This is a genomic window from Leclercia sp. UBA1284 (assembly GCF_002308415.1).
Lineage (GTDB): Bacteria > Pseudomonadota > Gammaproteobacteria > Enterobacterales > Enterobacteriaceae > Enterobacter > Enterobacter pneumoniae.
In genome coordinates this window covers 107,193-121,455 of the sequence record NZ_DBUS01000006.1, presented here as the reverse complement: position 1 = coordinate 121,455, position 14,263 = coordinate 107,193, and the positions used below count along the sequence as shown (strand labels likewise).

The following is a 14,263-nucleotide window of genomic DNA, read 5'->3' as shown; positions in this document are numbered from 1 at the left end:
GGATTCTGTTTTAACGCGCTGTTGCCTTTACGGCAGAATGGACGGCTGATCCGCCCCTTCTTTTTCGACCTTCTGCTGGATCAGGTGCTCACGCTTCATGCCGAGTTTCAGTGCCAGTGCGGACGCCACGTAAATGGACGACGCCGTACCGATAGAGACACCAATCAGCATGGTCAGCGAGAAGCCTTCCAGTACCGGGCCACCGAAAAGATACAGCATCAGGATCACCATCAAGGTGGTCCCGGAGGTGATCAAGGTACGGTGCAGCGTCTGGGTCAACGACACGTTAAAGATTTCGTACGGCGTACCGCGACGGATCTTACGGAAGTTTTCACGGATACGGTCAGATACCACGATACTGTCGTTCAGTGAGTAACCGATAACGGACATCAGGGATGCCACAATCGTCAGGTCAATCTCAATGTGGAACAGCGACAATACGCCCATGGTGATCACCACGTCGTGCGCCAGAGCAATAACCACCCCGGCCGCCAGGCGCCACTCGAAGCGGAAGCCAACGTAAACGAGGATGGAGATCAGCGCCACCAGCAGCGCCATGGCACCGGTCTGGGCCAGGTCTGCACCCACGCTCGGGCCAACAAACTCAATACGCTTAACCGTTGCATTCTGGCTGGTCGATTCATTGATAACCTGAACGACCTTGCTGCCCAGCTCCTGGCTGCCGTTGGCATCGTGTACCGGTGGCATACGCACCATGATGTCGCGGCTGCTGCCGAAGTTCTGCAGCAGCGGCTCTTCAAAGCCCGCTTTCTGCAGCGATTCGCGCATCTGGTCCATATCGACCGGTTTTTCCAGGGTGATTTCAATCACCGTACCACCGGTGAAGTCCAGACCCCAGTTGAAGCCTTTCACGCCCATAATGACGATGGACAGAATCAGCAGAAAACCTGATATGCCGAAGGCCCAGTAGTCCCAGCGCATAAAGTCCCAGACTTTACGGCCGTGGTTTAATTGTTCAACAGTATATTCCTGTGCCACAACGCACTCCTCAGATAGACAGCTTTTTAACGCGCTTGCCGCCGTACAGCAGGTTCACGATGGCACGGGTGCCGACAATAGCGGTAAACATTGACGTTGCTACACCGATACCGGTAGTAATCGCAAAGCCTTTGATAGCGCCAGTACCCACTGCATACAGGATAAGAACCTTAATCAGTGTTGTTACGTTCGCATCGAAGATGGAGCTGAACGCCCCTTTGTAGCCCTCTTCAATCGCCTGCTGCACAGAACGACCGTTGCTTAGCTCTTCTTTGATACGTTCGTTTATCAGTACGTTGGCGTCGACCGCCACCGCAAGGGTAAGAACGATACCCGCAATACCCGGCATGGTCAGCGTCGCCCCCGGAAGCAGAGACATGATGCCGATAATCAGGACCAGGTTCGCCACCAGCGCGCTTGTCGCGATCAGACCAAACTTCTTATAGAAGAAGATCATGAAGATGATGGAGACCACCAGACCGGCCAGACAGGCTTCCAGACCCTGTTTGATGTTCTGCATACCCAGGGTTGGACCAATGGTACGCTCTTCAACAATCTGGATTGGCGCAATCAGCGCACCGGCACGCAGCAGCAGCGACAGCTGACGTGCTTCGTTCGGGTTGTTGATACCGGTGATACGGAAGCTGTTACCCAGTCGGGACTGGATATTGGCGATGTTAATCACCTCTTCCTCTTTCACCAGCACTGAGCGACCGTTCGCATCTTTCTTACCGCTGTCTTTATACTCCACGAACAGGGTTGCCATCGGTTTACCGATGTTGTCCTTAGTGAAGTTAGACATGATGTTGCCACCTGCGCTATCAAGCGAGATGTTCACCTGCGGCTGGTTGTATTCATCCTGGCTGGAAGTGGAGTCGGTAATGTGGTCACCGGTCAGGATCACACGTTTGTACATCACCACCGGCTGACCTTCACGGGTCTGCTTCACTTCAGAGTCGCCCGGTACGCGGCCAGAGGCGGCTGCGGACTGGTCAACGTTGGTGTTTACCAGACGGAACTCCAGGGTCGCGGTCGCGCCCAGAATCTCCTTCGCACGCGCGGTATCCTGAATACCAGGCAGTTCAACCACGATACGGTCAGCACCCTGACGCTGTACCAGCGGCTCGGCTACCCCCAGCTGGTTTACACGGTTACGCAGAATGTTGATGTTCTGCTGAACGGCGTATTCACGCGCTTCGCTCAGACGGGCATCCGTCATCACGGCGCGCAGCTGGTTGCTGCCCTGCGAGGTGATCACCAGATCGCGGTGACGCGACGTCAGGTAAGTGACCGCCTGGTCGCGTGCAGAGCCGTCGCGGAACGCGATGCTCATGCCGTAGTTCTCTTCCTTACGCACGGTGGTGTAAGGGATGCCTTTATCACGCAGATCGCTGCGCAGGCTGTCGATGTTCTGTTCCTGCAGCTTGCCCAGCGCGGTATCCATATCCACTTCCATCAGGAAGTGCACACCGCCACGCAGGTCGAGACCGAGTTTCATTGGCTCTGCGTTTAGCGCAGCCAGCCAACGCGGAGTTGCAGGAGCAAGGTTCAGCGCCACGACATATTTATCACCCATCACGCCCATCAGCGCTTCACGAGCGCGGAGCTGCGTATCGGTGGAGTCGAAGCGAGCAAGAATAGCGCCCTCTTCCAGTGCCACAGACTTAGCGGTAATTTTTTCTTCTTGTAACGTTTTCTGGACCTGGATCAGCGTTTGCTCACTGGCGGCGACACCGCGCGCGCCAGTGATTTGAACAGCCGGATCCTCACCATACAGGTTGGGAAGCGCGTACAGCAGGCCGACGATAATCACGACGACCAGCATGATGTACTTCCACAAAGGATAACGGTTTAACACGGCAGTTCCCTTTGGGAAATGGTTGGATTACAGCGCCTTCATGGTGCCTTTCGGCAGAACGGCAGCTACGAAGTCACGTTTGATAACCACTTCAGTGGTGTCGTTCAGGGCGATAGCAATGTAGCCGTTTTCCGCTACTTTGGTCACGCGACCCACCAGGCCACCGTTGGTCAGCACTTCATCGCCTTTCGCAATGGAGTTCATCAGGTTTTTGTGCTCTTTGGTGCGTTTCTGCTGTGGACGCAGGATCATGAAGTAGAAGATCAGACCGAACACAACCAGCATCAGGATCAGAGACATTGGGCTGCCCTGCGCCGGAGCGCCAGTTGCTGCTACCGCATCAGAAATAAAAAAGCTCATTTAAATTCCCTCATTATTAAAATTAATCAACGTTCAAAGGTGGTACAGCACGGCCCTGACGTTGGTAGAAATCGGTCACGAAGCTCTCTAATTTACCCTCTTCAATGGCCTTACGTAAACCAGCCATTAAGCGCTGATAATAACGAAGATTGTGAATGGTATTGAGACGCGCGCCCAGAATCTCGTTGCAACGATCAAGATGATGCAGGTACGCGCGAGAATAATTGCGACAGGTATAGCAATCGCACTCGGCGTCGAGTGGGCTGGTGTCGCTTTTATGCTTCGCATTACGAATTTTTACCACGCCATCGGTCACGAACAGGTGACCATTACGGGCATTGCGGGTTGGCATCACGCAGTCAAACATATCAATACCGCGACGAACGCCTTCAACCAGATCTTCTGGTTTACCCACACCCATCAGGTATCGCGGTTTATCAGCCGGGATTTGCGGGCAGACGTGCTCCAGGATACGGTGCATGTCTTCCTTCGGCTCACCCACAGCCAAACCGCCGACAGCGTAGCCATCAAAACCTATCTCTACCAGACCTTTAACCGAGATATCACGTAAATCTTCGTAAACACTGCCCTGGATAATGCCGAACAGCGCATTTTTGTTGCCGAGCGAGTCAAAACGGTCGCGGCTACGCTGCGCCCAGCGCAGTGACATCTCCATGGAACGCTTCGCGTAATCCCAGTCTGCCGGGTATGGCGTACATTCATCGAAGATCATCACGATATCGGAGCCGAGATCGTACTGGATTTCCATCGATTTTTCAGGATCCAGGAAGATCGGGTCGCCGTTGATTGGGTTACGGAAGTGCACACCCTTTTCGGTGATTTTGCGGATATCGCCGAGGCTGAAGACCTGGAAACCGCCGGAATCGGTAAGAATGGGGCCTTTCCACTGCATGAAGTCGTGCAGATCGCCGTGCAGCTTCATGATCTCCTGGCCAGGACGCAGCCAGAGGTGGAAGGTGTTACCGAGGATGATTTGTGCGCCAGTGGCTTCAACTTCTTCCGGCGTCATCCCTTTTACGGTGCCGTAGGTGCCCACAGGCATAAACGCGGGGGTTTCTACCACGCCGCGATCAAACACCAGGCGACCGCGGCGTGCGCGACCGTCGGTGGTATCGAGTTCAAATTTCATTTTTTTTCCTCTGTGTCAGAAAAACAGTCCAACACATTATTCCGGTGCCGCGGACTTATTCCCCGACACGCTCATTCAAAGCCTGCGGATTGTACGTGATAAACATCGCGTCCCCGTAGCTAAAAAAGCGATAATTTTGTTCTACCGCAGCCTTATAGGCATTCATCGTATGCTGATAACCCGCAAAGGCGGAAACCAACATAATCAGCGTCGATTCAGGCAGGTGGAAATTGGTCACCAGCGCATCAATCACTTTGTACTGATAGCCCGGGTAGATAAAGATTTGCGTGTCGCCAAAGAAGGGTTCAATCAATTCGCTCTTCGCCGCCTGCGCCGCGCTCTCAAGCGAGCGTACAGAGGTGGTCCCCACCGCGATAACGCGGTTGCCACGCGCTTTGGTCGCCATTACCGCATCCACAACCTCTTGCGGGACCTCTGCGTATTCCGAGTGCATGATGTGGTCTTCGATAGAGTCCACGCGCACGGGCTGGAAGGTGCCCGCGCCGACGTGCAGCGTTACAAAGGCCATCTCAACACCTTTGTCGCGCAGTTTTGCCAGCAGGGGTTCGTCAAAGTGCAGGCCCGCCGTCGGCGCAGCAACTGCGCCTGGCTTCTGGCTATAGACGGTCTGGTACAGCTCGCGGTCGGCCTCTTCGTCCGGGCGCTCAATATAGGGCGGTAGCGGCATATGGCCAATGGCATTCAGAATATCCAGCACCGGACGTTCGTCGTTGAACTGCACTTCAAACAGGGCATCATGGCGCGCAACCATGGTTGCGTTGATGCTCTCGTCATCGCCCAGCAGCAGTTCCGCGCCCGGTTTTGGCGCCTTGGATGCGCGAATATGTGCCAGAATACGTTTATCATCCAGCATGCGCTCAACCAGCACTTCAATCTTTCCGCCGCTGGCTTTACGACCAAACAGGCGGGCCGGGATCACACGGGTATTGTTAAAGACCAGCAGATCGCCCGCGTTGAGCTTATCGAGCAGATCGGTGAAAGTACCGTGCGTCAGCGCGCCCGTTGGCCCGTCCAGAGAGAGTAAGCGACAGCTACTGCGCTCAGGCATTGGATAGTGGGCGATCAGGGAATCAGGTAATTCAAAGGAGAAATCGGCGACGCGCATGACTTATACTCGTGACTTAAAAACAGGCGGCTTAGTCTAGTGCTCACACCACTTTGCTGCAACAACTAGCCGACTCCGGATACCGAATCGCATGAATTTTCTCGCTCACCTGCACCTGGCTCACCTGGCCGATAGCTCGCTTTCTGGTAATTTGCTGGCCGATTTCGTCCGCGGCAACCCGGCAGAAGAGTACCCTCCTGAGGTTGTAGAGGGTATTTTTATGCATCGGCGCATCGACGTGTTGACCGATAACCTGCCCGAAGTGACCGAAGCGAAAGGCTGGTTCCGTCCTCACACCCGCCGCGTCGCGCCGATTACCCTGGACGTCATGTGGGATCACTTTCTCTCTCGGCACTGGGCACAGCTCTCACCCGAGATGCCGCTGTCAGAATTTGTTCGCTATGCCCAGACGCAGATAGCAACCATCCTGCCCGACTCTCCCCCACGCTTTGTGAATCTGAATCATTACTTATGGTCAGAGCGCTGGATGGAACGTTATCGCGATATGGATTTTATTCAGAACGTGCTTAATGGCATGGCCAGCCGCCGCCCGCGTCTGGATGCCCTGCGCGACTCCTGGCAAGATCTGGACGACCATTATGACGCACTCGAAACCCGTTTCTGGCAGTTCTATCCACGCATGATGGCGCAGGCAAAAAGCAGACAGCTGTAACCGGTGCGTCATTGATAGGCAAAAGCTCATCGAACGATTGTTAGGGCCTCTTTGAGTTAAGGCGCCACACTCTCTATACTGGCCGGCGTTGCGTTCCAAATAACCTTAGTAAATACAGGAGAATCATATGGTTCTGGTAACTCGTCCGGCTCCGGATTTTACAGCAGCAGCTGTACTGGGTAACGGTGAAATCGTTGAGAACTTCAACTTCAAACAGCACACCAACGGTAAAGCGACCGTTCTGTTCTTCTGGCCGATGGATTTCACCTTCGTTTGCCCGTCTGAGCTGATCGCGTTCGACAAACGTTATGAAGAATTCCAGAAGCGTGGCGTGGAAGTGGTTGGCGTCTCCTTCGACTCTGAGTTTGTACACAACGCATGGCGTAACACCCCTGTCGACAACGGCGGCATCGGTCCGGTGAAATACGCGATGGTTGCGGACATCAAACGTGAAATTCAGCAGGCTTACGGTATCGAACATCCGGACGCGGGCGTTGCGCTGCGTGGTTCTTTCCTGATCGACGCAAACGGCATCGTTCGTCACCAGGTTGTGAACGATCTGCCGCTGGGTCGTAACATCGACGAAATGCTGCGCATGGTTGACGCGCTGCAGTTCCACGAAGAGCACGGTGAAGTGTGCCCGGCTCAGTGGGAAAAAGGTAAAGAAGGTATGAACGCCTCTCCAGACGGCGTAGCAAAATACCTGTCCGAGAACGTATCCAGCCTGTAACTGGCAAGGTTTACGCAAAAGGCCCGCGCATGCGGGCCTTTTTGTTATTAATGTTTGCCTACCCAGACGGTGGCCGATATCGCCGGCAGAGAGAGCACGCCATCCTGCACGCTGCCTTTCCCCTCTTTCAGAAGCCACGTCTTCACGCTTAATAACGGCGTGTCGTCCAGTACTACTTCGCAGGCCTCACCGCGATTTATCGCTACCAGCACCCGCTGCTGGTTATAGACGCGTATAAACACCACCACGTTATCGTGCGCATAGATCACCTGACAACCGCCGTAGCGCAGGGCCTGGCTCTGTTTGCGCAGCTTCGTCATCCGCTGATAGAGCGCCAGCAGGTGTTTATCCTGCTTCTCTGGCTCCCACGGGAAGGTTTTGCGGCAGAAGGGGTCATTATTGCCATCCAGCCCGACTTCATCGCCATAATAGATGCACGGCACGCCCGGCCAGCTAAAGAGCCAGATGACCGCCAGCGGCAACCGCGCCACATCTTTGCCCAGCAGCGTTTTAAAGCGTGCGGTATCGTGGCTATCCAGCTGGTTGAACATCCGGAGCTGCTGCTGATGCGACAGGCTGGCGCGGTAGTTATCCATCCACGCCATGCAGGTTTCAGCGTCGATACGCTGCGGATCGTAAGAGATATCCGTATTCGCCAAAAAGCCCCAGAGCGGGAAAGTAAAACCGCGATAGTTCATCGCCGAATCTTCCGCATCGGCCTGCAGCCACTGACGGGCATCACCGAAATGCTCGCCAAAGACAAAGGCATCTGGCCGGGCGGCTTTCGCCGAACGGGTGATACCGGCGACGTGCTGCAAATTATTCCGCGCGCCGCCCGCTTCGCCAAGCATATGCACGACATCCAGCCGCCAGCCGTCCATGTTCCAGGGGGCTTTCAGCCAGTGGCGGACAATACTCTCCTCGCCGCCATAAATCTCCTGCACCAGCGCATCCGAGGCATAGTCCAGCTTCGGCAGGCTGGGGTAACCCAGCCAGTCAAGCGCGTAGCCCTCGTCGTTGAAGCTATACCAGTCACGCTGGGCCGATTGCGGATTATGACAGGCGCCGCCCATTGTCTGGTTGTGGCGATCAAACCAGGCATGAGAGTCGCCGCTGTGGTTAAAGACGCCGTCCAGAATCAGGCGCATCCCCTCACGGTGAGTATTTTCACGCAGGCGCAGCAATGCTCCATCGCCACCGAACTGCTCATCTACCCGGCGATAATCCTCGGTATCGTATTTGTGCACGCTGGGCGCGGCAAAGACCGGATTCAGGTAGAGCGCCGTGACGCCGAGTTTTTTCAGATAGGGTAACTTTTCGCTGATACCGTCCAGATCCCCGCCATAGAAAGTGGAGCCGCCCGCCTGCGCGGTGACGGGCTCATCCCACTGGCGGAAGATAACCTCCTGCCCGGCGGCGTGGTGATAATAGCGTTGATCCTGCAATGCCGTACGCTGCTGGCTGCGGGCGAAGCGATCCGGGAAGATTTGGTAGAAGACCTGCTCCACCACCCACTGAGGGCCATTATCGGGATAATCGACGGCAAATTGCTCCAGACGAGCCGGTGGAAAACGGCTGAAGCCCTGGGGGGTAAACCACAGCTGGCGGTCGTGCCAGAGCAGTTTAAAACTGTAGCGTCGACGCGGCTGGCCGCTGTTCAGATCGATCGTGGCCCGCCATGCCGTGATCCCCGGCTGCGGCTGGCTACGCTGTTTGTGCATTTTCAGCGTCGTCTCTTCATTGTCCACTTCGGCGCGAAGCGTCACCCGCTCAGGCTGGTTGTCGCCTGCCAGCCAGAGCGTAATCACGAGCTTGTCTTTGTTTTGCTTAACAAATGGGGCAACCGCGAGGTGCCATGCCTTCAACATTTCGTATCCCCTTTCCCAGAATTGAGGCCACCTTGCCATAGGGTAGAGGATGTTCACTCATCGCGGAGACAATTATTAGGGGAGGAGATCGGGGGAGGAGAAAAAATGCCCGGCAGGTGCCGGGCATTCTGATTACTGTACCTGGGCGATCCGACGTTCGTGGCGGCGTTTGAAGAGCCAGCCCACCAGCAGCAGAGCGATCCACGCGAAGCCTACGTACAACGAAATGCGGGTATCCGGGTGGTAACCGATCAGCGCGATAATAAAGACCAGGAAGATCAGCCCAACGATCGTCGTCGCTACCCCGCCCGGCACTTTAAACTTCAGCGCTTTCGAGGCTTCTGGCCCCAGACGGCGGCGGAAGGCGATCTGCGACAACAGGATCATAATCCACACCCATACGGTGGCGAAGGTAGCCAGCGAAGCAATCACCAGGAAGACGCGCTCCGGCATGATGTAGTTCAGGTAGACCGACAGCAGCAGCGCGACTGTCATTACCATCACCGTCACCCACGGCGTACCACGACGGGAGGTTTTGGCGAAGATCTTCGGCGCACTGCCCTGCTCGGCCATGCCGTGCAGCATACGACCCACGCCAAATACGTCGGCGTTAATGGCCGAGAGCGAAGCGGTCAGCACCACAAAGTTAAGAATGCTGGCGGCAAAGGCAATCCCCAAATGCTGGAAGGTAAGGACAAATGGGCTGCCGTTGGTGCCGACCTGATTCCACGGGTAGATGGACATAATGACGAACAGCGTGCCTACATAGAAGACCAGGATACGCATTGGCACTGAGTTAATCGCACGAGGAATAGATTTTTCAGGATCTTTCGCTTCGCCCGCGGTAATACCGATGATTTCGATCCCGCCGTAGGCAAACATCACCATCTGCAGCGACATCACCATTCCAATCCAGCCGTTGCTGAAGAAGCCGCCGTTGCTCCAGAGATTATGAATTCCGGTCGCTTCGCCGCCGTTGCCAATGCCCCAAATAATGATGCCAAAGCCGGCAGCAATCATCACAATGATGGTGGCGACTTTAAAGAACGAGAACCAGAACTCCAGTTCACCGAACACTTTTACGCTCATCAGGTTAACGGCGCAGATGATCATCACGACGCTTAAGACCCAGATCCAGTGCGGCACCGTGGGGAACCAGACGCCCATATAAATTCCGAACGCGGTCACATCGGCGATGGCCACAATCAGAATTTCAAAGCAGTAAGTCCAGCCGGTGATATACCCGGCCAGTGGCCCGAGGTTTTCCTGGGCATAGCGTGAGAACGAGCTGGCTGAGGGGTTATGAACCGACATCTCCCCAAGGGCACGCATGATGATATAGGCCGCGGCGCCGCCAATAATATAGGCCAGCAATACGCTGGGACCGGCCATTTTTATGGCATCTGCCGAGCCATAAAAAAGGCCCGTGCCTATTGCAGAACCCAGTGCCATAAAGCGAATGTGACGGGCGGTGAGACCCCGCTTGAGTTTGTTAGAGCTTTCCATTTATGTCTTGCCATTCAACACAAAAAAACAAAAAACCACGGGGCCATAAGCCCCGTGGTTGTACATTCTGCCGTTGATTAATGCGCGTTCGATGTAACCTGGCGTCCTGCAGCACGATCCCAGATAACAGCCAATACCAGTGCAACAACGGTAGGCATCAGCCAGGCCAGCCCCTGCTCAGACAGCGGCAGACGCTGTGTCCAGGCAGGCAGTACGTCGCCAATAGCGGATGCTTTAATCCCGTCAAGGATACCAAAAATCAGGCTGATAAACATGGCCGGGGCAATAATTCGTGAGGAGTTATGCCACCACGGGCGGGTAAAGCTCAGCACAACCAGTACAATACACGGCGGGTAAATGGCCGTCAGTACCGGAATGGACACCTGAATCAGGTGGCTCAGTCCCAGATTCGAGACCGCCATTGAGAAGATGCCGAGGATAAACACCAGCGTGCGGTAAGAGAGCGGCAGATACTGCGCAAAGAACTCTGCACAGGCGCAGGTCAGCCCTACCGCCGTCACCAGACAGGCCAGGAAGATCAATACCGCCAGCAGGAAGCTACCTGCACCACCAAAGGTATGCTGCACGTAAGCATGCAGGATCGCCGCACCGTTAGCGCTCTGATCCACCAGCGTGGCGCTATCGGAACCCAGACGGAACAATGCCAGATAGAGCAGCGTCAGGCCCACGCCGGCCATCAGACCCGCCCAGATGGTGTAACGGGTCAGCAGACGCGCTTCCGTTACGCCACGGGAACGCGCAGCGTTGACAATAACGATACCAAATACCATGGCGCCCAGCGTATCCATCGTCAGATAGCCATTCACGAAGCCGTTAGAGAAGGCAGCGTTTGTATAGGCATCCATCGCATCGCTGATGGGGCCAGCAGGCCACATCACGGCGGCCAGGGCCAGAACGATCAGCGCCACGATTTTCAGCGGAGCCAGGAAGTTACCTACCGTATCCAGCAGTTTGCCCGGATAGAGAGAAACCAGAATCACAAGCGCGAAGTAGACCAGGCTGTAGATAAACAGCGGCATCGCGCCGTCGCCCGTCAGGGGCGCGATCCCCACTTCGAATGAGACGGTCGCGGTACGTGGCGTGGCAAACAGCGGGCCCACGGCCAGATAACAGACGGTCGCCAGCAGAATGCCAGCCACTTTACCAATCGGGGTGCTGAGGCTGTCCACGCCGCCGCCCACTTTCGCCAGCGCGATAACGGTTAGCACCGGCAGACCCACGGCAGTGATCAGGAAGCCAATGGCTGCCGTCCAGACGTGTTCACCCGCCTGCAAGCCAACCATGGGAGGAAAGATGATGTTGCCTGCGCCAACGAACAGCGCAAATGTCATAAAGCCCAGCGCAACGATGTCGCGCGATTTCAGATGATGGGTCATAAAACCTTACTGCCTGTGGATGTGGTGTTGAAAACGATGAATTTTTCGCCATCCCTGCCGGGACAAAACAGCGGAAAAAATACTCAATTTCAGTGGGATATACTCCCGTACTGGCGTGGAGAAGAATAGTTTTTCGATTTACCACGCAAATATAGTCGGTATGACGATATCTGGGGCGCAATTTAAACGCTTATAACGTTTAAAGGCAATATAGGATCTCAAAACCAGAACATTATGCCGGAATGAAAAGAGTGATTGGAACAATGAACCATGTATAAGAAAAACTCATGGCTAATCATGCGAACAAAAAAGCAACAGCAGTATGAAAATCATGCTCGCTTCGCCTGACTGCAAAGTAAACAGGCCAGCTTTCGCTGGCCTGTGGCAACTTCCGATTACAGCACTCCTCTCAGCCCTTTCAACTGGCAAGCAAACGTTCCGGAATAACGAAGCTGAAACGCGTGCTTACGCCGGGCTGGCTGGAGATATCGAGCCGGCTTTCATGGTGATTAATGGCATGTTTCACAATCGCCAGCCCCAGGCCACTGCCCCCGGTCTGCCGGGATCGGGCTTTATCCACCCGGTAGAAGCGTTCAGTCAAACGCGGAATGTGTTCTGGTGCCACCCCGGGTCCATCATCATCAACGCTAAACTCCGCGCCGGAAGCGACACGCTGCCAGCGCACCTTAATCGAGGTGCCCTCAGGGGTGTGATTCACCGCGTTATAGACCAGGTTCGAGATGGCGCTGCGCAGTTCATCTTCACTGCCGCGCACTTTTAGCGTGTTGTCCACGTCGAAGCTCAGCTGGTGTCTACCGTGGCTTAAGGTCTGGGCTTCACGTTCGAGCAGGCGCAGCATCATCGGCACATCAATGGTATCGTTCAGCGCCAGCGTTGGTGCGGCTTCGATACGCGAAAGCGTCAATAACTGGCGAACCAGCCCCTCCATCCGGTGGGTCTGTTCACGCATGGTGTGCAACGCTTTTTCGCGCGGTGCCCCCTCCAGCGTCTGCTCCTGCATCATCTCCAGATAGCCCTGCAACACCGTTAACGGCGTACGCAACTCATGGCTGACGTTAGCAAAGAAGTTTCTACGCGCCCCTTCCAGCTGGTGCATCTGGGTCACGTCACGCGCCACCATCAACCACTGTTGATCGCTGTAAGGCATGACGCGGATCTCAAGATGACGGCTATTGTTCAGTACCAGATTGTGCGGGCGGGTAAAATCGCGCGCTTTCAGGTAACGGGCGAATTCCGGATAACGCAGCAAGTTAAGGATATTCTGGCCGTTATCGTCCGGCCAGCGCAGGCCAAGAAGCTGCTGCGCCAGGCCATTACACCAGAAGATCGCCCCCTCTTCGGTGGTCAACACCACCGCGTCCGGCAACGATTCGGCGCCGCTGCGAAAGCGCTTAATCAGGCTACCCAGCTCGCGTCGACGCTTTTTATTACGCATCTGCATCTGGTGCAGGCCATACAGGAGCGGCTCCCAACTGCCGCTACCCGGCGGCGGGGTCATGCTTCTGTCTACCCATAGCCACCAGGAGAGACGCAATAAATTCCAGAAGTGCCAGATAAGCAGGCCGGTCACTGCCGCAAGTAAAAACCACGGAAGATAACCCAACACGGCCCCCAGAATCAGGGCCGGAATGCAGCATAAGATCAGTTCAAATAAAAGCCTTTTCCATGACAGACGTTCCAGCACGCGTCACACTCCTGTCATTGTTCAGTAACGGGTCGAGAATCGATAACCCGTGCCGCGGACCGTCTGCACCATGCGATCGTGCCCGCTGAGTTCCAGCGCTTTGCGAAGGCGCCTGATATGGACATCCACCGTCCGGTCTTCGACATAGACGTTAGTTCCCCAGACATTGTTGAGCAACTGTTCGCGGCTGTAGACACGCTCCGGGTGGGTCATAAAGAAGTGCAATAATTTGAATTCGGTGGGGCCCATATCGAGTGGGTTTTCGCCGGTCATGACGCGATGTGAGGTAGGATCCAGGCTAAGTCCCTGCATCTCAATCACCTCTTCCACCGCCATCGGCGAGATGCGGCGCATCACGGCTTTGATACGCGCCACCAGCTCTTTTGGCGAGAAGGGCTTGGTGATGTAATCATCCGCGCCGGTTTCCAGACCGCGGACACGATCCTCCTCTTCACCACGCGCGGTCAGCATCACCACCGGGATATCCCGGGTCAGGGCTTCACGTTTAATGTGTTTGATAAATTGCAGACCCGAGCCGCCAGGCAGCATCCAGTCCAGCAAAATAAGATCGGGCCAGGGTTCGTTGAGCTGGTTCACCGCACTGTCATAATCCTCGGCTTCAACGGGCTGAAAGCCATTTTGCTCAAGCACGAAACAGACCATTTCACGGATAGGTGCTTCATCTTCTACGACCAGAATACGTCTCGCCATACATTGCCCTGTCTTAATTAGGTTACATGATTGTAATGCGGCGTCATTATGCGTCAGATTTGTGACAGATTTATGAAAAACTGTTCCGGCTCAGATGGCAAGCTGTTGTTTTCTGGCAGCCGTGATTTTCCTGCCCTTAGACGTTTATAATCCCCTTCCCCTCTTTTTGCCACGGATCTG

At 55.2% G+C, this 14,263-nt stretch carries 12 protein-coding genes; 2 read left to right on the top strand and 10 right to left on the bottom strand.

Features of this window, described 5'->3' with window-relative positions; genetic code table 11:
• Positions 1-27 precede the first annotated feature (27 nt).
• From secF to queA, 5 genes are read right to left on the bottom strand one after another with little or no spacing between them, the layout of a single operon-like run.
• Positions 28-999 (bottom strand): protein translocase subunit SecF, encoded by a 972-nt coding sequence (gene secF, locus B3511_RS03825; protein ID WP_046884473.1) that lies wholly within the window; start codon positions 997-999, stop codon positions 28-30.
• Between the two features lie 10 nt (positions 1,000-1,009).
• Positions 1,010-2,857, bottom strand: coding sequence for a protein translocase subunit SecD (gene secD, locus B3511_RS03820; RefSeq protein ID WP_046884474.1), 1,848 nt, complete (start codon positions 2,855-2,857; stop codon positions 1,010-1,012).
• A 27-nt stretch (positions 2,858-2,884) separates the two neighbouring features.
• Entirely contained in the window at positions 2,885-3,217 is a 333-nt protein-coding gene (yajC, locus tag B3511_RS03815; protein WP_003859109.1) for a preprotein translocase subunit YajC, read from the bottom strand.
• Between the two features lie 22 nt (positions 3,218-3,239).
• Positions 3,240-4,367, bottom strand: a complete 1,128-nt coding sequence (gene tgt / locus B3511_RS03810) for a tRNA guanosine(34) transglycosylase Tgt (protein WP_040076946.1) — start codon at positions 4,365-4,367, stop codon at positions 3,240-3,242.
• Between the two features lie 55 nt (positions 4,368-4,422).
• Positions 4,423-5,493: a tRNA preQ1(34) S-adenosylmethionine ribosyltransferase-isomerase QueA gene (gene queA, locus B3511_RS03805; protein WP_040076947.1), complete on the bottom strand. Its 1,071-nt coding sequence runs from the start codon at positions 5,491-5,493 to the stop codon at positions 4,423-4,425.
• Between the two features lie 91 nt (positions 5,494-5,584).
• Between queA and acpH the strand changes: the two genes are divergently transcribed.
• Complete coding sequence (acpH, locus tag B3511_RS03800; protein WP_207293093.1) at positions 5,585-6,166, top strand: ACP phosphodiesterase; 582 nt, start codon at positions 5,585-5,587, stop codon at positions 6,164-6,166.
• Positions 6,167-6,293: 127 nt separating this feature from the next.
• On the top strand, positions 6,294-6,896 hold the full coding sequence (locus B3511_RS03795) for a peroxiredoxin (protein ID WP_040076949.1): 603 nt from the start codon (positions 6,294-6,296) through the stop codon (positions 6,894-6,896).
• A 47-nt stretch (positions 6,897-6,943) separates the two neighbouring features.
• Here B3511_RS03795 and malZ read toward each other — a convergent pair whose 3' ends face one another.
• From malZ to phoB, 5 genes are all read right to left on the bottom strand, one after another.
• Positions 6,944-8,764 carry a maltodextrin glucosidase gene (gene malZ / locus B3511_RS03790; RefSeq protein ID WP_286777569.1) on the bottom strand — a complete coding sequence of 607 codons (1,821 nt, stop codon included), beginning with the start codon at positions 8,762-8,764 and terminating at the stop codon, positions 6,944-6,946.
• Between the two features lie 132 nt (positions 8,765-8,896).
• Complete coding sequence (gene proY, locus B3511_RS03785; protein WP_286777568.1) at positions 8,897-10,270, bottom strand: proline-specific permease ProY; 1,374 nt, start codon at positions 10,268-10,270, stop codon at positions 8,897-8,899.
• Positions 10,271-10,347: 77 nt separating this feature from the next.
• On the bottom strand, positions 10,348-11,667 hold the full coding sequence (gene brnQ / locus B3511_RS03780; RefSeq protein ID WP_286777567.1) for a branched-chain amino acid transporter carrier protein BrnQ: 1,320 nt from the start codon (positions 11,665-11,667) through the stop codon (positions 10,348-10,350).
• A 418-nt stretch (positions 11,668-12,085) separates the two neighbouring features.
• Positions 12,086-13,372: a phosphate regulon sensor histidine kinase PhoR gene (gene phoR, locus B3511_RS03775; RefSeq protein WP_046884478.1), complete on the bottom strand. Its 1,287-nt coding sequence runs from the start codon at positions 13,370-13,372 to the stop codon at positions 12,086-12,088.
• Positions 13,373-13,393: 21 nt separating this feature from the next.
• Positions 13,394-14,083, bottom strand: coding sequence for a phosphate response regulator transcription factor PhoB (gene phoB, locus B3511_RS03770; protein ID WP_040076955.1), 690 nt, complete (start codon positions 14,081-14,083; stop codon positions 13,394-13,396).
• Between the last annotated feature and the right edge of the window lie 180 nt (positions 14,084-14,263).